Annotated in this window: 21 protein-coding genes; 5 read left to right on the forward strand and 16 right to left on the reverse strand. The window is 69.3% G+C overall.

Features of this window, described 5'->3' with window-relative positions:
* Positions 1–122: 122 nt before the first annotated feature.
* Positions 123–746 (reverse strand): PaaI family thioesterase, encoded by a 624-nt coding sequence (locus A5681_RS01740; protein WP_067268865.1) that lies wholly within the window; start codon positions 744–746, stop codon positions 123–125.
* A 20-nt stretch (positions 747–766) separates the two neighbouring features.
* Positions 767–1660 (reverse strand): aldo/keto reductase, encoded by an 894-nt coding sequence (locus A5681_RS01745; protein ID WP_067268866.1) that lies wholly within the window; start codon positions 1658–1660, stop codon positions 767–769.
* Between the two features lie 56 nt (positions 1661–1716).
* On the opposite strand from A5681_RS01745, the gene A5681_RS01750 reads away from it, so the two are divergent.
* On the forward strand, positions 1717–2217 hold the full coding sequence (locus A5681_RS01750) for a DUF1990 family protein (protein WP_067268867.1): 501 nt from the start codon (positions 1717–1719) through the stop codon (positions 2215–2217).
* 93 nt (positions 2218–2310) lie between these two features.
* Here the strand turns inward: A5681_RS01750 and A5681_RS01755 are convergent, their stop codons facing one another.
* From A5681_RS01755 to A5681_RS01780, 6 genes are all read right to left on the reverse strand, one after another.
* Positions 2311–3252: an NAD(P)H-dependent flavin oxidoreductase gene (locus A5681_RS01755; RefSeq protein WP_067268868.1), complete on the reverse strand. Its 942-nt coding sequence runs from the start codon at positions 3250–3252 to the stop codon at positions 2311–2313.
* A gap of 4 nt (positions 3253–3256) precedes the next feature.
* Positions 3257–3601, reverse strand: a complete 345-nt coding sequence (locus A5681_RS01760) for a cupin domain-containing protein (RefSeq protein ID WP_067268869.1) — start codon at positions 3599–3601, stop codon at positions 3257–3259.
* Between the two features lie 31 nt (positions 3602–3632).
* The gene (locus A5681_RS01765; protein ID WP_067268870.1) at positions 3633–4058 is read right to left on the reverse strand and encodes a hypothetical protein; all 426 of its coding nucleotides are present in this window, start codon (positions 4056–4058) and stop codon (positions 3633–3635) included.
* Complete coding sequence (locus A5681_RS01770; protein WP_067269123.1) at positions 4055–4729, reverse strand: helix-turn-helix transcriptional regulator; 675 nt, start codon at positions 4727–4729, stop codon at positions 4055–4057. Before A5681_RS01770 ends, A5681_RS01765 begins: the two co-directional genes overlap by 4 nt.
* 13 nt (positions 4730–4742) lie before the next feature.
* A complete protein-coding gene (gene fdxA, locus A5681_RS01775) occupies positions 4743–5099 on the reverse strand; it encodes a ferredoxin (RefSeq protein ID WP_067268871.1) in 357 nt (118 codons plus the stop codon).
* Positions 5100–5240: 141 nt separating this feature from the next.
* Positions 5241–6401, reverse strand: a complete 1161-nt coding sequence (locus tag A5681_RS01780; RefSeq protein WP_067268872.1) for a site-2 protease family protein — start codon at positions 6399–6401, stop codon at positions 5241–5243.
* Between the two features lie 273 nt (positions 6402–6674).
* Between A5681_RS01780 and A5681_RS01785 the strand changes: the two genes are divergently transcribed.
* Positions 6675–6890 (forward strand): hypothetical protein, encoded by a 216-nt coding sequence (locus A5681_RS01785; RefSeq protein WP_197498486.1) that lies wholly within the window; start codon positions 6675–6677, stop codon positions 6888–6890.
* Between the two features lie 13 nt (positions 6891–6903).
* Here the strand turns inward: A5681_RS01785 and A5681_RS01790 are convergent, their stop codons facing one another.
* From A5681_RS01790 to A5681_RS01800, 3 genes are all read right to left on the reverse strand, one after another.
* Complete coding sequence (locus tag A5681_RS01790) at positions 6904–8307, reverse strand: wax ester/triacylglycerol synthase family O-acyltransferase (RefSeq protein WP_067268873.1); 1404 nt, start codon at positions 8305–8307, stop codon at positions 6904–6906.
* 14 nt (positions 8308–8321) lie between these two features.
* A complete protein-coding gene (locus tag A5681_RS01795) occupies positions 8322–9581 on the reverse strand; it encodes an alpha/beta hydrolase family protein (RefSeq protein WP_067268874.1) in 1260 nt (419 codons plus the stop codon).
* 109 nt (positions 9582–9690) lie between these two features.
* On the reverse strand, positions 9691–10635 hold the full coding sequence (locus A5681_RS01800; protein WP_067269126.1) for a GNAT family N-acetyltransferase: 945 nt from the start codon (positions 10633–10635) through the stop codon (positions 9691–9693).
* A 368-nt stretch (positions 10636–11003) separates the two neighbouring features.
* On the opposite strand from A5681_RS01800, the gene A5681_RS01805 reads away from it, so the two are divergent.
* A complete protein-coding gene (locus A5681_RS01805; RefSeq protein ID WP_067269128.1) occupies positions 11004–11267 on the forward strand; it encodes a hypothetical protein in 264 nt (87 codons plus the stop codon).
* 152 nt (positions 11268–11419) lie between these two features.
* Positions 11420–13261: an AMP-dependent synthetase/ligase gene (locus A5681_RS01810; protein ID WP_067268875.1), complete on the forward strand. Its 1842-nt coding sequence runs from the start codon at positions 11420–11422 to the stop codon at positions 13259–13261.
* Positions 13262–13354: 93 nt separating this feature from the next.
* On the opposite strand, the gene A5681_RS01815 is transcribed toward A5681_RS01810, so the two are convergent.
* Both A5681_RS01815 and A5681_RS01820 read right to left on the reverse strand, forming a co-directional pair.
* A complete protein-coding gene (locus A5681_RS01815; protein ID WP_067268876.1) occupies positions 13355–14158 on the reverse strand; it encodes a ribosome hibernation promotion factor in 804 nt (267 codons plus the stop codon).
* Positions 14159–14171: 13 nt separating this feature from the next.
* Positions 14172–14453 carry a DUF1876 domain-containing protein gene (locus tag A5681_RS01820; RefSeq protein ID WP_067269130.1) on the reverse strand — a complete coding sequence of 94 codons (282 nt, stop codon included), beginning with the start codon at positions 14451–14453 and terminating at the stop codon, positions 14172–14174.
* Positions 14454–14670: 217 nt separating this feature from the next.
* Here A5681_RS01820 and A5681_RS01825 point away from each other — a divergent pair, with 217 nt between their 5' ends.
* Complete coding sequence (locus A5681_RS01825) at positions 14671–15318, forward strand: TetR/AcrR family transcriptional regulator (protein WP_067268877.1); 648 nt, start codon at positions 14671–14673, stop codon at positions 15316–15318.
* Here A5681_RS01825 and A5681_RS01830 read toward each other — a convergent pair.
* From A5681_RS01830 to pcaH, 3 genes are read right to left on the reverse strand one after another with little or no spacing between them, the layout of a single operon-like run.
* A complete protein-coding gene (locus A5681_RS01830; protein WP_067268878.1) occupies positions 15309–16532 on the reverse strand; it encodes a lyase family protein in 1224 nt (407 codons plus the stop codon). The genes A5681_RS01825 and A5681_RS01830 overlap by 10 nt on opposite strands.
* Positions 16529–17101 carry a protocatechuate 3,4-dioxygenase subunit alpha gene (gene pcaG, locus A5681_RS01835; protein WP_067268879.1) on the reverse strand — a complete coding sequence of 191 codons (573 nt, stop codon included), beginning with the start codon at positions 17099–17101 and terminating at the stop codon, positions 16529–16531. Before pcaG ends, A5681_RS01830 begins: the two co-directional genes overlap by 4 nt.
* The gene (gene pcaH, locus A5681_RS01840) at positions 17094–17849 is read right to left on the reverse strand and encodes a protocatechuate 3,4-dioxygenase subunit beta (protein WP_067268880.1); all 756 of its coding nucleotides are present in this window, start codon (positions 17847–17849) and stop codon (positions 17094–17096) included. Before pcaH ends, pcaG begins: the two co-directional genes overlap by 8 nt.
* Positions 17850–17899: the final 50 nt, after the last annotated feature.

Here is a 17899-nt window from a genome sequence, read left to right on the forward strand (position 1 = left end):
ATGGCCCGGCTCAACGTCCCGGGTACCCACGCGAGCGGGCCGATGTGCGGGCGACTGTGACCGGCGGACGCCGGGATTCGCCAAAACGCCGGTGATGCAACGCTTTTCGGTGCGGCATAGCGTCAGGGCTGTCCGGGCTTGAGCCGCACGAACAGGGCGTCGGCTTCGGTCAGCAGCGTGTCACCGTCGGTCAGCCGGCCGGACACGAAGATCTTGCGCCCGTCGACCCTGTCCACCCCGGCGTCGAACTGCAACTCCTTCTCGATGGGCACGATGTTGCGGTAATCGATCTTGAGGTAGGCGGTGCGCTGGCGCCGGCTCCCGGTGAGAAGGACCGCCGTCAGGCCGAGCACGGTGTCGAACAGCATGCCGAGTGAGCCGCCGTGCACCGCGCCGTTGCGCCCCAGGTGGAACCGGGCGAAACGTGCCGAGCCGTGCACGCGGCCGTCGTCACCCTTGCGGGCGGACATGGGAACCGTCAGGACATTGCCGCGCATCGGCAGGTCCATGCGGCGGCCCGACGGCGCCGCCCACTCATCGGCGTCGTACGGGGCGAGCAGCGCCGACAGCTTCTCCAGCTGATTCGCCGCCTCGGTGATGACCTCGTCGGGGGCGTCCACCGCCCGGGCGTGGTCCTGCAGCTTGCGCACCGCGTCGATGAACCGGCCGTAGTCGGGGCCGCCCTTGGTCGTCGGTTCGGGCGGGTTGAACCCGCCGCCGGGGTGCCTGGACTGTCCGCTGCTCACCGAGACACCGTATCCGGCGGTCAGACGGTGTTCTGACCGCCGGCGGTCGACAGCGCCTCGAACTCGTCGTCGCTCAGCTCGATCTGGGCGGCGGCGACGTTCTCCTCCAGGTGCGCCACCTTCGACGTGCCCGGGATCGGCAGCATCACCGGCGACCGTTTCAGCAACCACGCCAGCGCCAGTTGCGACGGACTCGCGTGGTGCTCGGCGGCGATGCGCTGCAGCGGGCCGTCGGGGGCGGCCAGCGGCCCGGCCGCCAGCGGGAACCACGGGATGAAGCCGATGCCCTGCTCGGTCGCGGCGTCCAGCAGCGGCTCGGCGCCCCGGGCGGAGAGGTTGTACATGTTCTGCACCGACACGATCTCGGTGGTGCGCTGGGCCTCCGTGAGCTGGTCGACGTTGACCTCGGACAGGCCGATGTGGCGGATTTTGCCCTCGTTCTTCAGCGCCAGCAGCTCGCCCACCTGGTCGGCCAGCGGGAAGTCGCGGTCGATGCGGTGCAGCTGGTACAGGTCGATGGTGTCGACGCCGAGGCGGCGCAGGCTCATCTCGCACTCCTGGCGCAGATAGCTCGGGTTGCCCAGCGGGATCCAGACGTCGGGTCCGGTGCGCAGCAGGCCCGCCTTGGTCGCGATGACCAGCCCGTCGTAGGGATGCAGCGCCTCGCGGATGAGCTCCTCGGCGATGTAGGGGCCGTACGAGTCGGCGGTGTCGATGAAGTTCACGCCGAGTTCGACGGCGCGGCGCAGCACCCGGATGCATTCGTCGCGGTCATCCGGCGGGCCCCAGACGCCCTTGCCGGTGAGGCGCATGGCGCCGAAGCCGAGTCGGTTGACGGTCAGGTCGCCGCCGAGGGTGAAGGTTCCGGACGCTTGGCTTTTTGGTGCAACGGTTTCGGAGTTTTGTGCGGTCACTTCTACGACCGTACGCCGGAAATAACGCCGCGCGTCTGGCGTGGCAAGCTGGGCGGGTGGACTTAGGAGCGCTCGAGGAACTGCCGTTGACGTACCCCGAGGTGGGGGCGACCGCGTCCGGCACGTTGCCCGCGGGCTACGGCCACCTGCACACGGAGAAACAGATCGGCTCCGGGCAGCAGCGCTTCGAGCGCGCCGCCGACGCCGTCATGCGCTGGGGCATGCAGCACGGAGCCGGCCTGCGGGTGCGGGCCAGCTCCGAGGTGGCCGAGGTGGGCACAGTTGTGTTGGTGCGCATGGGTTTTCTGCCCGCTCCTTGCCGGGTGGTGTATGTCGTCGACGAGCCCGACATCCGCGGATTCGCCTACGGCACCCTGCCCGGACACCCCGAGTCCGGTGAGGAGCGTTTCGTCGTCCGGCGTGACCCCGCCACCTCCGCGGTGTTCGCGGAGGTGACGGCGTTCTCGCGGCCGGCGACCTGGTGGAGCAAGGCCGCCAGACCCGTGGTGTCGGTGGCGCAGCGCGTCATCGCCCGACGCTATCTGCGCGGCGTCTGAGCCGGGCGTTGCGACGGCCGCCGAGCGTCACGCCAGCGTGACGACGGCACGCGAACATCACGCTGGCGTGACGTTCGGCGCGGGACGAGCGCGCTACGAGCCCCAGGACGTCAGCAAACGCTCTGCGCCCGAACACATTTCGTCGATGACCTCGGCCACCGAGGCGTCGTCGCGGATCATGCCGACGCCCTGTCCGGCATCCACCGGGGCGACCCGGCGGTCGTCGGCGGCGATCGAGGCCTCGAGTTCGTCGCAGGCCTGCGGGTTGAGCGCATCCTCCCTGCCGGTCCAGCGCTCGACGAAGTCGTTGGTCAGCACCCGCGACGGGAATCGCGCCGGCCACGGGCGGGCCTGGGCGACGTCGAAGGCCCGGGTGACCGCGGTGTCGGTGGCCCGGGCCGCGATCAGCGCGCGGCGGCTGCCGTCACCGGATAGCGCCTCCGGGCACGCCGCCAGGCGGGTGCCCACCCACGCCCCGCTCGCCCCGGCGGCCAGCACGGCGGCCAGGCTGCGCGCGGACGCCACGCCGCCGCCGGCGAGGACCGGCACCGAAACGGCGTCCAACACGGTGTCCAGCAACGGCAGCGTCGCCAGCGTCGTCTCACCGTGCCCGCCGCCCTCCGAGCCGCGGGCCACCAGGATGTCGACGCCGGCATCGGCCGCCTGGCGAGCCCCGAGGCCGTCGTACACCTGGGTGGCGGTGGGGATTCCGGCGTCGTGCGCCTTGGCGACCCACGCCCAGTCGGTCCCGAAACTGACCGACAGCAGGGCCGGACGCGCCGCCAGCGCGTCCTCGAACAGGCCCGCCTCGGTGCGCATCACCCAATCGACCAAGCCGATGCCGAACGTCCCGCGCACGTGCTGCAGCTGAGTTCGCAGGAGTTCCCGCGTCGCCACGCTGCCCATCCCGACCATGCCCAGGCCGCCGGCCGCGGTGACCGCAGCCGCCAGCCGGCCGCCGGCAACCCCGCCCATCGGGGCGTTGACGATCGGTACCCGCAGCCCGAATTCCCTTGACCAGGGCGTCGAAAGCATGCGGCTAGTGGGCCGAGGGCAGCGTCTTGAGCACCGTCAGCATGACCACCGAATCCTCGACCGCATGCAGGGCGTGCCGTTCCGCCGGGATCGCGACGTAGTCGCCCGTTTTGCCTTCCCAGGCGTCACCATTGGTGGTCAGGCGCACGTGGCCCTGCAGCACCTGCAGCGTCGCCTCGCCGGGGCTGTCGTGTTCGGAAAGATCATGGCCGCCAAGCAAAGCCAGCACGGTCTGCCGTAGTTCGTGGGTGTGGCCGCCGTGGATGGTGTGGGCCGCCCGGCCGCTGTGCGTCTCCTTGGCCTCGGCCAGCTTGTCGGACGCGAGGCTGGTCAACGAAATCGATTCCATAGCTGAGTCCTTACCGGTTGAGCGGGCGCGATCACCCCGTCAGTAGCAGTATCCCCGCCGCGACAAGCGCGGCCACCTTGACCACCTCGAAGCCGACGTAACCGTAGTGAGCCCGCGAGCGCGGGCCGTCCGCCCCGGCCAGCACGCTGTCGGAGCGGCGCGTCAATTGTGGGCGCACGGCGATCAACTGCACGGCGAGCGCTCCCACGGCGACGAAGGTCGCCGCGGCGACGCCCGCCGGTGTCGGGCCCGCGACCACGATCGCTGCGACCACGAGCGCGAAGCAGACCTCGACGGTATTGAGGGCGCGAAACACCAACCGCCCGATGCCGAGGCCGATCTGCAGCGTCACATTCGGGGCGCGGAACTTCAGCGGGGCTTCCAGGAAGGAGATGGCCAGCACCATGCCGAGCCAGACGAAGGTGACGGCGGCGGCGACCGCCGGCCCAGTGCTCACCTGGCCGACTTCTGCAGCTTCAGGTGCGCCAGGCACAGATCGGGTTCGACGAACGCCTCGAGCCGGTCGACCGAGACGGGGGCGCCCCAGCTCTCCATGGCGCCCTGCATGAGGCCGAGGTGGACCGGGCAGACGACCGTCGTCCGGTTTTCGGCCAGTTCCAGGAAGGGGCAGTGCCGCAGCCCGACCTGCTGCTCCCCGCCGGCCGCCCGGCGTTCGGGCGCGAAGCCGAGTTCGTCGAGCATGCTGACCAAGTGGTCGATGGCGTCGTCGGCGCTGGTGGGCTTCGTCGGGACCGGCTCCAGGCTGGCATCGAGTTTTCGCCCCCACGCCCGGCCCGCGGCCACCGCCTTGGCGCTGGCGTCCGGCTCCCCGGCGAACGCCGTGGCCAGCACCTCGGCGAGCAAGCGGTAGTGCCGCGTCCCGCCGCGGTCCATCTGGCGGACCGCGCGGAACATCAGCGGCGGGCGGCCCGGCCCCTTGCGGTCCAGCTCGACTAGCTCGACCTGTCCATCGCCGACCAGGGTGTCCAGGTGGAATCGGACGGTATTGGGATGCACGCCCAGCAAGTCGGCGATCGCGGCGATGCTCATGGGGTCGGGCGACGACCGGAGCACCCGCAGCACCTCGCGGCGGCGGCTGGCCGACTCCCCGACGGACGTGGGCGGCATGTTCACGGGACCCTCACGCTCCTTCCGCTTGGTCGGCCCTCGGGTGAGCGGCCACCAAAGGCGTGTCTACACCGAGCGGACCCAACTTCGCCGCCCCTCCCGGTGACCCGAGGGGGGCGTCGCGCCCCGGCAGCGTTTCGGTGAAGAACGCTTCATTGTCGGCCAGGTGCGGTTTGAGGTCCCCGGGCAGGTCGTCTTCGTAGTAGATGGCGTCGACCGGCCACACCGGCTCGCACGCGCCGCAGTCCACGCATTCGTCGGGATGGATGTAGAGCGCGCGGCCGCCTTCGTAGATGCAGTCGACCGGGCACTCGTCCACACAGGCGCGGTCCATGACGTCGATGCATGGGTGCCCGATGACGTACGCCATGCCGCAGAGTTTACACAACATAACTTGTAAAAACGAGGCGAGCCCGGTCGTGGGCCCCATCACCATGCGCCGCCGGCATCGCCGGCACCAGGCCGCGGTCACCCGCGCCGCCCGTAAAACCTGATGTCGAGCGACTCGGCCTCAAATGCTTTGAGCCGAAGCCGATTTCGCGTCTTCCGGGTGGGCGAGCCGATAGACCTCGATGAGCCGCGCCACATCGGTCGGTGTCACGATGCCGACGACCTGGCCGCCGTCGAACACCAGGGCGCGGCTGCGCGGGCCGGCGGGGGCCATCCGCTCCAGCAGGGTGGTGAGCGGCTCCTGCGGTGCGCCCGACGGCACGTCCTGCAGCGGTTGTGCGACCTCACCCACAGTGATGGTGGCGCGCCGCTCGGGTGCGACATCGCGCAACTGCCGCAACGTGATGAGACCCGAAATCGCCCCGCTCTGGTCGACGACCGGGTAGGCGGAGTGGCGATCGCCGAGCACGTAGCGCTGGACGAAATCGTCGACGGTGATCCATCCGGGTGCGGTGTGCGGGCGGGCGGTCATCGCGTCGGCGACGCGCACCCCCGAAAACATCTGCTGGTTCGAAATCCGCGTCTCCTCTTCGCGACTGGCGGCGAAGATGAACCAGCCGATGAACGCCAGCCAGACCCCGCCCACCACGCCGCCGAGCAGAAACTCGGCCAGCCCCAACCCGATCAGGATGAACGCGACGACCCGTCCGGCGTGGGCGGCGCCGATGCTGGCGCGCACGCTGTCGCCGTGACGGCGCCACAGGACGGCCCTCAGCACCCGCCCGCCGTCCAGGGGTGCGCCGGGCAACAGGTTGAACAGGCCCAGCAACAGGTTGATGCCGGCCAGCCAGGACGCGACGCCCACGGCGATCGGTGCGGCGCCCACCATCGGCAGGACGGCGACCAGGCCGCCGAAGATGCCCGCCAGCGCAAGGCTGGTGGCCGGCCCGGCGATCGCGATCCGGAAGGCCGCCGCCGGCGTCTTCGCCTCGCCGCCCAGGGTGGTGACTCCACCGAACAGCCAGAGCGTGACGCTACCCACGGGCACCCCGGCGCGGCGGGCGACGACCGCATGCGCGAGCTCGTGCGCCACCAGCGACGCCAACAGCACCAGCGCGCCACACGCTCCGGCCACCCAGTAGGCGACGGCTGAATACCCTTTGACGCCGCCCGGCAGCATGCTGGCCAGGCTCCAGGTGAACAGCCAGAGGATGACAAGCACGCTCCAGTGGACCTTCACCGGGAAGCCGGCGATCCGCCCAATCGGGATCGCATCGCTCACCTCGAACCTCCAAAGTCGTTGAGGGAAGCGGTCCGACTGCCGCCCCGTGTCCGAAGGTAGGGCGCTGGCGCGGTTGCCACTAGGGCCGTTGGACCCCCGCCGGGCGACAATCGACCCGCCCAACGGCCGGCCCGGCGGGCCCGCGGTGATGATCTTGGGCCCGATCCGCAATCTCCGCGTGACGGATTACCCGCGCCTACTCACGTAATTTGGCATGCGGTTCCGGTTGAACAAAGGAGCATGGCGGCCATGGGTGGTATCCCACCGTTGTTGTTGACCGACTCTGACGTGGACGCCCTGGCTTGCGAGTTCCTGGAGTCGCGGTATCTCGGCCCCATCTATGCCGACTGGTCCCCCGATCGACGCCTCGACACCTTCCTGCGGCGCCGCGGCCTGTCCCGCGTTGCCGACGACGGCGACCTGTCCAACACCGTCCTGGACCGCATCCTGGGCCAAGCGGGCCGCGCCTCGCGGCGGGCACGAGGTTAACAGGCTGGGCATTTCAGTTGGCAACGCCCACAGCCGCTTCGAGCTCGGCCAGGCACTCCTCGGTCAGCGGTATGAAGTTCTCGATGTCGGGCACCACGTCGCGGCCCGCGGCGTAGCCGAATCCGACCCGGTCGGCGTACAAGCATGTCGTGACGTTGAGCGCATGACCGTCGTAGACCGTCGACACCGGGTACATCTCCTCGATTCGCGCGCCGTTCCAATACATTTCGTTCGCCGGTCCGCGGACATGCGAAATCGGCAGGTTGTATCCGGTGCGGATTTTCGGTGTGAACGGCAGCAGCGGCCCGATTGCCGTCGCGGCGATGCTCCCGGCGTTGGTGAGCAGTGACGCCGCCGCTCCGCGTTTGCCCACCCAGCGCTTCCCCTCGGCCATCGATCGATGGATCGCATTCAGCCGGGCCAACGGGTCGTCCAGGTCCGTGGCCAGCGGACACATCCAGAGGCCAAACTTGTTGCCGTGCTGAGCATCTGGCGAATCATGCTCGTGATCGCGCACTGTGATTGGGCAGGCGGCAACCAGTGGCCGTCCGGGCAGCTCCCCCTGATCGCGCAGCCACCGCCGCACCACCCCGGCCGCCATCGCGGTGAGCACGTCATTGCCGGTCACGCCGGCCGCCTGTCGCACGGCGCGGACGCGACCCTTGGCCCAGCTGCCCGCCGCGACGGTGCGTTCGGCGCCGGGACGCCCATTGAACCGCGTGTAGGGGGCCCCGAGCGGCAACGCGGTGGTGTGCCCCACCAACGCGTCGAGCACGGTGGTGATTTCGCCGGTGGCCACCCGGCCTATCAGCCCCGCACCCGACGCGGCCGCGCCCGTCAGCGAACGCACCGGCGACATCAACCGCGAAACCAGCCCGCCAGTCTGCGGCGACCCGGAGGTCTCGCCGCGGCGGCAGTCGGCGTAAAACGGTGGCATCGACCGGCGGTTCGGCTCGCTGCTCAGCGCGTCGGTGATCATCTGAGAACCCGCGACCCCGTCGGTCACGGTGTGATGCACCTTGATGTAGAAGGCGAACCGGCCGTCGTCGAGGCCGTCGATCAGATACGACATCCACATTGGCCGGCTCCAGTCCAGCCGCAGGGCGTCCAGCTCCCCGATCAGCCGCCAAAACCCGTCACCGGACACCGTGCGACGCTGGCAATGTTGGCTCACGTCAACGGGATCCATCTGCCGCCACACCCACATGCCGCCGGTGTCCACACCGCGGTGCGGATACTTGCGCAGCCTCGGGTCGATCGGATCGTTTGCCGCGAGCGTCCTCCGATGCAGTTCGTCGACGTAGCCGGGCCCGGCGTCGTCGGGCGGCGACAGGATCAGCACGGCACCCACGTGCATCGGACTGGACACCCACTCCGCGGTCATCATCGCCGCGTCCAGCGGATCCAGCGGGCTCATTTCGACCTCCGCGACTAAGCGGGGCGGTCGCGCTCGGTCAGGGCCCCATTCAGCAGGCCCGACTGCTGCAACGCCGCCTCGACGAACCGCTGCACCGGTCGCGCGCGGAAGAATCCCGTGTGACCGCCGCGGTACCAGACGATTTCGGGTTTGCCCCAGTGCTCCCAGAGGCGCACCACCTGCTCGCGGGGATGCACCACCTGATCGGCGACACCGGCATAGATGAAGCGCCCCGGCATGGGCACCAGCGGCGGGAGCGACAGCGGCGACGTCATCCGCCCGATGGGCTCCGCGAGCTCGAAGGTCTGGCGGCGGGGATCGTCGGGGCCAAGCCCGGAGTGCCGGCTCAGCAACCCCACCAGGTCCGCGACAGGGACACCGAGGATCGCGCAGGTCAGCCCTGCTTCGAGGCTGGCGACCAGAGCGGTGATATAGCCGCCAAGCGACAGACCGTTCAACCCGATCTGGGATTCCGGCTCTTGCCGGCGTATCCAGGACAGCAACCGCCGGATGTCCCACACCGCCTGCGCCGTCGCGTGCACGTCGTCGAAGATGTCCTCCCCCGGAAAGACCGCGCCCTTCGGCAGGCCCCGGGCCCGGGGCCCGTGCATCGGCAGGACCGGCATGACGACGTTCAGCCCGAGGTCAGCGTGCAGCCGCCAGGCCCGGAACAGCGCGAGATCCAGTGCGGCGCGGCCCATTTCCGTTCCGTGTATACAGACCAGCCAGGGCCGCGGTTGCGGATGGCGGAGCAGCAGGGCGTACTCGCGGTTGTTTGCGGAGTAACTCATCCACCGATCGGCGCCGGGTTCGCCGGGCCGCGGCCGGTACCCGCTGTCGAAAGACATGCGGTGAAAGGAACGCCTGCCCTTTTTGACCTCGCGCACGGTGACGTTCGACAGCGGCGGGGGCGCACCGAAGAATCTCTTCGGATGGTCGAGCCATCCGCGGTCGCCGTAGAACTTCAGCCCGGCGACCACCTCGTCCGTGATGCGCGCGAACTCGTCGGGGCGGCTGACCGGGCGTCGGGCCTTGAGGCCCATCAGGACGACTTCGTCGCGAAACGCCTGCGCCGCCAGGGCCAGGGTCGGTCGCGCGATCGGAAGCTCGTCGGGCGCTTGGCCGAGGTAATCGCGCCACGACTCGGCCAGGTAGCGACCGGTGCTGGTGAACGGTTTGACGGCGCCGCTCAAGCCGACACCGGCGGTCGGACCCGACGGCGAAGCGCCTCCCGGGCGTCGGGAAGCGCCGTCGTCGTCGGTCGGTACGGCCATGGTGGCAAACTAGCAGGCGCAGAGATAGGCATGTTAGGGACTTACGGCCCGCTCACAACCGCGAAAGTCCTTGCCCGACAAGCCGACGGTGCGGAGTCCGTAGGCCGCCCTAGTCGAACGCGTGGATCACCTGACGGGCAACCTGTCGAATCTGTTGATATACAACGCGATCGAGGGGTAGATCACGATATCGGGGGATCTCGCCCGTGGTGGTCACCACGCCCGGCTCCTCGTGCGCCCAATGCGCGTTCACCTTGTCGCCCAACGCGCGCGCGGGCGGATTGTCGGACAACACGCGGGCGTGGAAGCGCTTGATGCCGTCGACGCGCGCCGCGACCGCGAGGGCTCCGAGCAGCAGCGTGCCTATTCCGCGGCCCTGGTAGCCGTCCGCCACCGTGAGCGCCACCTCCGCCGAGGCGGGGTCGTCCTGATCCCGGACGAAACGCGCATCCGCGACGACCGGCCCTGCCACGCCGTCGGTGACCACCCAGACGAAGTGATCGACGTAGTCGACCTCGAACAGATAGGTCAGGCGCGCATCGGTCGGGGCGCCGCCTTGATACCGCCGGTACAGGGTCTCCCGGGAGAAGGAACCGCTGCTCTTGAACCGTTCGGCGTCACCGGGCAGGACCGGGCGCAGCGAGAGCACGGCGCCGTCCCTGGTCGTCACCGGGATCGGGGCGACGTATGCGGCCAGCCGCTGCCGCGCGGTGCGCAGCATCCGGTCGGCGATGACGGGCATGGCCAGCATGCGGTCGAAGGCGGCGCCGTATCCGATGTACCCGCGCACGTCCTCCACCGCCGTCACGGTGGCCGTCCGGGTGGCGCGCCGCAGCAACGCGATCTCACCGACGATCGTCGCGGATGACAGCTCGGTGATCGTGACCCGACCCTTCGGTCCGACGTGCCGCACCCCGATGCGGCCGGACGCGATGATCGCGAACGACTCCGCTCGTTCCCCCTGCCGCATCAGGACCTCGCCGGCGACCGCGTGCAACGGCTCGAGAAGGGCGGCCAACGTCTTGAGGTCCTCGGCCGGGATGTCGGCGAACATGGGCAGCGCCGCGAGTTCCTCGGCGCGGACAGCCCTCACATCGGCCCACCTGTCAGCTCGAGTCCCCGGCCCGAATCACACCCCGATTGCGAATCCATTGCTAATACGGTCATCTCGCCGATTTCGTAATTTCGCGACTCCGAAACGGGTAACGTGGCGATGCGTCCTCCGCGATGTACGGTACGCGAGCCGCGCCGTCATCGCCGGAGAATCAAGTAGGTGACCGCTGTGACAAAAGACCCTGTCGGACTGGGACTTCGGCAGACCGGAAGTGAGACCAAAGCCTTTCGCGGATCGTGCTCTTGGCCTCTACGGCCGGGCCCTCGGGGCTGGTCGGATGGATCGATAAGGCTAACGGGGAGGGGAACATGAACACAGCGAAGTGGCGGCAGCATTGGCCACAGCGCCGGCCGGCGGCCCGGATCTACCAGCTCACCGATCGCCTCCACGAGGGCCATGTTGCGCGAGTGCCCGCCCACCAGATCCCCGCTACCGTGTCCGCCTGGCTGGAGGAGCTCGGTGCGCACAGCCCGCTGGTCGACGACCTGGAGCGCGCGGTTCTCGGAGAAGACTGGTCCGCGGCGCACGCCCTAGGTGAGTGCCTGTCCATCGAGATCGCGCTGGCCGACTGACCGGAGTCCAACCCGGTTGTAGCGCCCGGGGACGTTTGCCGCCCCCCACGTGACTTTCGTCACTACCGCACAGCCCGCACGCTCCGCAGGATCGACGGTATGCCGGTGCACCACGTCATCGGTATCCCTTTCGGCAGCAACGGATTCGCGTCATGAATGCACCACTGGCCTCAATGGAGAGGCCCGACCTCCGCAAGATCGAGAACCGCGCGCCCTCGGTGGCGCAGATGTTCGTCAACCGCGTCGCCGCGACGCCCAACGCGGAGGCCTTCCGCTACCCACAGGACCACACGTGGGCCAGCGTTACCTGGCAGCAGGTCGGTGAACGCGTCAACAACCTCGCCGCCGGGCTGATCGCGCTGGGAATCGCGCCCGAGGACCGGGTCGCGCTTGCCTCCGCGACCCGCTACGAGTGGGTTCTCGCCGACTTCGCGATCATGTGCGCGGGCGCCGCCACCACGACCGTGTATCCCACGACGAACGCCACCGATGTGGCCTACATCGTCGCCAATTCCGGGAGCCGGGTGGTGATCGCCGAGAATCAGGCCCAGCTCGACAAGCTGATCGAGCACCGGGCCGAGCTGCCCGACGTCCGCAAGGTCGTCATGATCGACGGCAACGGCGACGGCGACTGGGTGATCTCCCTCGCCGACCTCGATATATTGGGCAAGCAACTGCTGGCGGACACCCCCGATGCCGTCAATGACAGGGTCGCGGCCGTCGGTCCCGAGCACCTGGCCAGCCTCATCTACACCTCCGGCACCACCGGCCGGCCCAAGGGCGTGCGGCTGACGCATGGGGCGTGGACGTACACGGCCGCGGCCATCGATTCGCTGGGCATCCTCGGCCCCGACGACCTGAACTTCCTCTGGCTGCCGCTGGCGCACGCGTTCGGCAAGGTGATGCTGGCGCTGCCTCTGCAGATCGGCTTCCCGACGGCCATCGACGGCCGCGTGGAGCGAATCATCGACAACCTCGCGGCGCTGCGGCCGACCATCATGGGCGCGGCGCCGCGCATCTTCGAGAAGGCGCACGCCCGCATCCAGGACATGGCAGCCGAGCGCGGCAGGCTCCGGAAGATGATCTTCGACTGGGCGATCGGGGTCGGCAAGAGGGTGTCGGAGGCGCGACAGTCCGGGAAGAAGCCGTCGCTGGCGTCGTCGCTGGCGTACAAGGTCGCCGACCGGCTGGTGTTCACGACGATCCGCGAGCGGTTCGGTGGACGCTTGCGGTTCTTCGTTTCCGCGGCCGCCGCCCTGGACCGCGACGTCGCGCAATGGTTCGACGCGGTCGGCATCATCGTGCTGGAGGGCTACGGGCTGACGGAGACCGCAGCCGCATCATTCATCAACCGCCCCAACGCTTATCGGTTCGGCACGGTCGGCTGGCCCTTCCCCGCCACCGATGTGAAGATCGCCGACGACGGCGAGATCCTGCTCAGAGGGCCGGGTCTGATGACCGCCTATCACGACTTGCCGGATGCCACCGCCGAGGCGCTCGACGGGGACGGGTGGTTCCACACCGGCGACATCGGCGAATTGGATGCCGACGGATTCCTGCGGATCACCGACCGCAAGAAGGACATGTTCAAGACCTCACAGGGCAAATACGTTGCGCCGTCGGCAATCGACGCGCGCTTCAAGGGCTGCTGCCCGTACGTGAGCGAGATCGTGGTCTACGGCGAAGGCAAGCCCTACTGTGTCGCCCTGGTCAGTCTCGACAGCGAGGCGATCACCGACTGGGCCAACAAGAACGGCCTGGCGGGCAAGTCGTTCGCCGACATCGCGCGCGACGACAAGACACAGCAGCTGATCGCCGGCTACATCGACGCCTTGAACACCGAACTCAATCGCTGGGAGCAGATCAAGAAGTTCACGATCGCCGACCGCGAATTCACCGTCGAGTCAGGCGATTTGACGCCGAGCATGAAGTTGAAGCGCAAGGTGGTCATCGACAAATTCGCCGACCGCCTGCAGGCTCTCTACGAATCCTGAAGACTCCTCGCCTTCCACGATCCAAGTTTGGGGCGGCGGTCCCGGACGGGGGGATGCCGGGACCGCCGCGGATTCAGTTGGCCTGGGCGTGTTTCATGTCGCCGGTGTGATCAGCCCGTAGTGTCCGTCGTAGCGGTGATACAGCACGTTGCCACGGTCGCGGGCGGTGTCGACGAAGAACAGGAACGGCAGACCGAGCAATCCCATCCGCTCGATGGCCTGATCGATGTCCAGGCGCGGGGCGGGTTGTGGGCTGAGGGTCAACGGCAACCCCGACGGCGCCAGTTCCTCCGGCGGCCGCGGATTGACCTGTGCCAGACGGTATTCGGTCGGCCCGCCGCGATATAGCACGCTGTCCTGCTGCGTGTCCCGTTCGGTGAACAGGTGGAAGTCGTAGTCGAGCTGCTCCATCTCCAGCGCGGCCTCTTCCACCGTGCGGGTGGGCAGGCTGTACGACTTGTGCCGCATGATTCGGCGTTCGCTGTCCGGCCGCGGGAAATAGTTCGGCCGGTGGGTCGGCTCGTTTTCGCGCCGCCACTCGTGCGGTCCACGGCGTGGCATGCCACCGCGTTTGGCTTCCCAGTGTTCGGCTGTGCGCTCCAGTTGGCGGCGCAGTCGCGCTTCGAGTCGGTCGATCGCTTCCCGCGCGGTGACGCCCTCGACCTGCGCCCGCACCAGCCGGCCGTTGACGTCGAGGTTGGCCTGCGCGATCACCCGGCGAGCCACCGCCGGGTCACCGTGCTCGCTCAACTTCACGTGGGCGTACAGCACCGGTTCGTGGGTAAGGTGGCCGAGCTCGCCGATCTTGGTCCGCGCGTACTCGTCGGCCCCGGGCAGCTGGCCGCGCGTCGTCACCTGGACGTCGAGGGCGGCCGGCAGATCAGGTCGTTGTCTCATGCTGTCCCCCGGGTCAGTGATGCAGGCCCGTGACGGGCTGGTGGGTGCTGGCTTGAATATCGGTGGATGTCGCGGCGAACAGCTGGTTCGCCAGGTCGGACAGCGCGCGGGCGATCGCGAGCTCGTCGCCGATCGTGGCCACCGGCTCGTCGGCCGGGTCGAGTCGCGCCAGGCCGACGCCGACGAGTGTCTTGCCTTGCCAGGACAGTCGCGCCTTCGCCCGCGTCTTTTCGTCGCGCTCTTCGACCAGCACGTCGACGTGGCACGCCTTGGTGGCGTCGTCGTTCTTCGTCATCACCCGATGCGACCATTGCGCGGCAGGGCCGCAGTAGGGGCGGAAGTCCCGAATCGCCGGGCAGTTCGTCGGGCGACGCCGGGGGCCGCCCCACGCGATGAAAGGGCCAGCAAATGCGTGGGTGTCCGCGAAGAAAGCGTCGAACTTAATCGACATTATTGCTGGGCTTAATCAATAGTTTCGTTCGCGTATATCGGGGTGCCCAACAGTAGCGGGCGTGTCCAACCTCCCGACACAGACCAAGTACCTGCATGCCTCGCGTGGCCGCCGGTCGTCGCCCCACTCGGGTGACGATCGTGAGCAGGCGATACTGGCCACCGCGGAACGCCTCCTGCAGGAACGCCCGCTCGCGGATTTCTCGGTGGACGACCTAGCAAAGGGTGCCGGGATTTCGCGTCCCACCTTCTACTTTTATTTCCGATCGAAGAACGCGGTGTTGCTGTCGCTGCTGGACCAGATGAACGCCAAGGCGCAGGCGGCCCTCCGGTCGCTCGGGGGCATCTCGTCCGGTGACCCGGCGGAGCTGTGGCGGGCGCGCATCGAGGCGTTCTTCGAGGTGTCGGGATCTCACCCGGCGGTCGCCGTGGCGGGCGCCTCGGCGAAGGCGACCAACCCCGAGGTGCGGCAGTTGTGGTCCACGCTCATGCAGAGGTGGATCGGGCTGACCACGGCCGCTATCAAGGCGGAGCGCGGACGGGGCGCCGCCCCCGACACCATCCCGGCCGAGCAGCTGTCGCTTGCGCTCAACATGTTGAGCGAACGGGTGATGGCCGCGACGTTCACCGCCGAGGACGAGGCGATGCCCGAGGACCGAGCGGTCGACACCCTGCTGCACATTTGGCTGGCCAGCATCTATCAGCGCTGACCGAGCGCCCGCCGGGCTCGGTCCAGGCTCTCGTCGATCAGCCGCTCCACCGCGCCGAAGTAGGTGGGCGACGGCGGTCGCCCCGCCAGCTCGGCGATCGACTCTTGTTCCCCGAAAACCTCCGCCTTGTCGAGGTTTTCGGACATCCGGTCGGCGTGCACGGTCAGCCCGGCCAGCAGTTCGCCGCATTGTGAGCCGGCGACGACGGCGCGCCGGGCCAGCGTGCGCAGCGTGTCCCATTCGGCGTGCCACGCGCCGTCGGGCCGCTCGTCGTTGGCCAGCGCCGCCGCGGTGTGCAGGGTCGACGCCAACGGCGGCGCGGACAGAGCGGCCCGGCGGATCAGGACTGACAGCACGGGGTTTCGCTTGTGCGGCATCGACGAGGAGCCTCCGCGGTGCTCGCCGCCGGGTTCGCTCAGTTCGCCGATTTCCGGGCGGGCCAGGGTGACGACGTCCGAGGCGATCCGCCCCCAGGCGTCGGTGCAGCCGACGAACGCGTCGGCGGCCGCGGTGACCGGCGCACGCGCCGTGTGCCACGGCAACCGGATGGTCAACCCCAAAGCCGTTGCGGCGCTGTGTGCTAGGCGAGCGGAGACGGCGGCGGGGTCCGCGGAGCCGGTGAGCGCCGCCAGCTCCGTGCTGGCCGCCAGTGTCCCGGCGGCCCCGCCGATCTGGACGGGGGTGGCCACCGCGGACAGCCTCTCGAAGGCATCGACGACACCGTTCAGCCAGCCGGCGGCCTTCGCCCCGAACGTGGTGGGCGCCGCGGGCTGGGTGAGGGTGCGCGCCACCATGGGCGTCACCCGGTGCAGCGTGGCGAGTTCGGTCAGCGTCGCGACCTGACCCCTCAACTGCGCCGCGAGCTCCCCCACGACCTCCCGCACGCCGAGCATCAGGGCGGTGTCCAGGACGTCCTGGCTGGTGAGTCCCCGATGAATCCACGGCGCGACCTCCGGCGCGGCGCGCCGCCGCAGCAGGCCGACGAGGCCGATGACCGGGTTGCCGCCGTCCTCGGCGCCGGCCGCCAGGGATTCACCATCGTTGGCGGTCAACAGCATCGGCAGGTCGGCCCCGGCGCACGCGGGTGGGGCCAGGCCCGCGGCGACGAGGGCGTCCAGCCAGGCGGCTTCCACCGCGGCCATCGATCCCAGCAGGGCCCGATCCGTCATGTGGTCGCGGGCGCGGTGGTCGCCGGGCCACAACAGGTTGGTCATCTCCCGCCGTCCCGGTACGCCAGGAACACGGTCTCGCGCGGACCCTGCAGGTGGATGTCGAAACGGTAGTCCGCGCAATCGCTTTCGCGGACGCACAGCAGGGTGGCGCGGCGTTCGGCGGCCAGTGCGACGAGCAGCGGATCGGCGCCGACGTTGCCGTCGGGTAGGTAGGCGCGGGTGAACAACCGGTCCAGCAGGCCCCGCGCGAACACGGTGAGGGCGAAGAAGGGCGGCCGGCCGGGCTCGGTGGGCCCGGGCGCCAGGGTGGTGAAGGCGTAACGGCCGGCGGCGTCGGTCGCGCACCGGCCCCAGCCCGTGAACGGTGCGTCGCCATCGTGGCGGCGGCGCAACGAACCCGCCTGGCGCGGAATGCGACCGGCGCCGTCGGGCTGCCACAGCTCGACCAAGGCGTCGGGCACGGCTTCACCCGCACCGTCGTACACCGCCCCGCGCAGCCGGACCGCGTGTGGATGACGCTCACCTACCAGCGCGTCGCCACCCGGATACGGCAACCCGAGGTCAAGGAAGGGGCCCACTGTTTGCCCTGGGGTGCAAGCACATTCAGTCATCGTCGCCCTCGACAGGAGTGCGGCCGCCGCCCGTCAGCACGATGTCCCACCGATACCCGGTCGCGTATTCCGGTTCGGTGAGGTCGTGGTCGTAGCGGGCGATCAGCCGTCGCCGCGCGGCGGGGTCGAGGACCGACTGAAAGATCGGGTCCAGGTCGAACATCGGGTCGCCCGGGAAGTACATCTGAGTGACCAGGCGCTGCGGGAACGCGGTCCCGAACACCGAGAAGTGGATGTGCGCGGGGCGCCAGGCATTGTGGTGATTGCGCCACGGATACGGCCCCGGCTTGATGGTCAGGAAGCGGTAGGACCCATCCGGTCCGGTCAGACACCGGCCGGCGCCGGTGAAGTTCGGGTCGATCGGGGCCGGGTGCTGGTCGCGCTGATGCCGGTAGCGGCCGCCCGCGTTGGCCTGCCAGATCTCGATCAGCTGGCCCGCAACCGGTTTGCCGGACCCGTCGATTACGCGCCCGGCCACGATGACGCGCTCACCGAGGGGCTCACCGGCATGGCCCGCCGTCAGGTCGGCGTCGAGCGGGTCGACGTCCTGGTGGCCGAAGCATGGCGCCCAGCGTTCGATCCCCTCGGGATCGATCGGGACCAACGCGTGGTCGGGATGCCGCAGCGCGGTGCCGCGGTAGGGCGGGTAGTCGAGGCGGGGCTGGTTTTCGGGCCCGCGGTATTCGGCTGCGATGGCGGCGATCTCGGCCGTGATGTCACCCTGAGACGCGAGACACTCGGGCTTCATGAGCCGTGACGCTACTCTCCGTGGCCCGGTGCACCGCGCAAATCGGCGGC

The organism is Mycobacterium scrofulaceum (assembly GCF_001667885.1).
Lineage (GTDB): Bacteria > Actinomycetota > Actinomycetes > Mycobacteriales > Mycobacteriaceae > Mycobacterium > Mycobacterium scrofulaceum_C.

What these genes read in the sequence shown, in the direction of transcription:
- A5681_RS01755 (WP_067268868.1), bottom strand. Translation starts at nt 3,252, where the DNA reads ATGCTTTCGACGCCCTGGTCAAGGGAATTCGGGCTGCGGGTACCGATC.
- A5681_RS01760 (WP_067268869.1), bottom strand. Translation starts at nt 3,601, where the DNA reads ATGGAATCGATTTCGTTGACCAGCCTCGCGTCCGACAAGCTGGCCGAG.
- A5681_RS01770 (WP_067269123.1), bottom strand. Translation starts at nt 4,729, where the DNA reads ATGCCGCCCACGTCCGTCGGGGAGTCGGCCAGCCGCCGCCGCGAGGTG.
- fdxA (WP_067268871.1), bottom strand. Translation starts at nt 5,099, where the DNA reads ATGGCGTACGTCATCGGGCACCCATGCATCGACGTCATGGACCGCGCC.
- A5681_RS01790 (WP_067268873.1), bottom strand. Translation starts at nt 8,307, where the DNA reads ATGAGCCCGCTGGATCCGCTGGACGCGGCGATGATGACCGCGGAGTGG.
- A5681_RS01795 (WP_067268874.1), bottom strand. Translation starts at nt 9,581, where the DNA reads ATGGCCGTACCGACCGACGACGACGGCGCTTCCCGACGCCCGGGAGGC.
- A5681_RS01800 (WP_067269126.1), bottom strand. Translation starts at nt 10,635, where the DNA reads ATGTTCGCCGACATCCCGGCCGAGGACCTCAAGACGTTGGCCGCCCTT.
- A5681_RS01805 (WP_067269128.1), top strand. Translation starts at nt 11,004, where the DNA reads ATGAACACAGCGAAGTGGCGGCAGCATTGGCCACAGCGCCGGCCGGCG.
- A5681_RS01810 (WP_067268875.1), top strand. Translation starts at nt 11,420, where the DNA reads ATGAATGCACCACTGGCCTCAATGGAGAGGCCCGACCTCCGCAAGATC.
- A5681_RS01815 (WP_067268876.1), bottom strand. Translation starts at nt 14,158, where the DNA reads ATGAGACAACGACCTGATCTGCCGGCCGCCCTCGACGTCCAGGTGACG.
- A5681_RS01820 (WP_067269130.1), bottom strand. Translation starts at nt 14,453, where the DNA reads ATGACGAAGAACGACGACGCCACCAAGGCGTGCCACGTCGACGTGCTG.
- A5681_RS01830 (WP_067268878.1), bottom strand. Translation starts at nt 16,532, where the DNA reads ATGACCAACCTGTTGTGGCCCGGCGACCACCGCGCCCGCGACCACATG.
- pcaG (WP_067268879.1), bottom strand. Translation starts at nt 17,101, where the DNA reads ATGACTGAATGTGCTTGCACCCCAGGGCAAACAGTGGGCCCCTTCCTT.
- pcaH (WP_067268880.1), bottom strand. Translation starts at nt 17,849, where the DNA reads ATGAAGCCCGAGTGTCTCGCGTCTCAGGGTGACATCACGGCCGAGATC.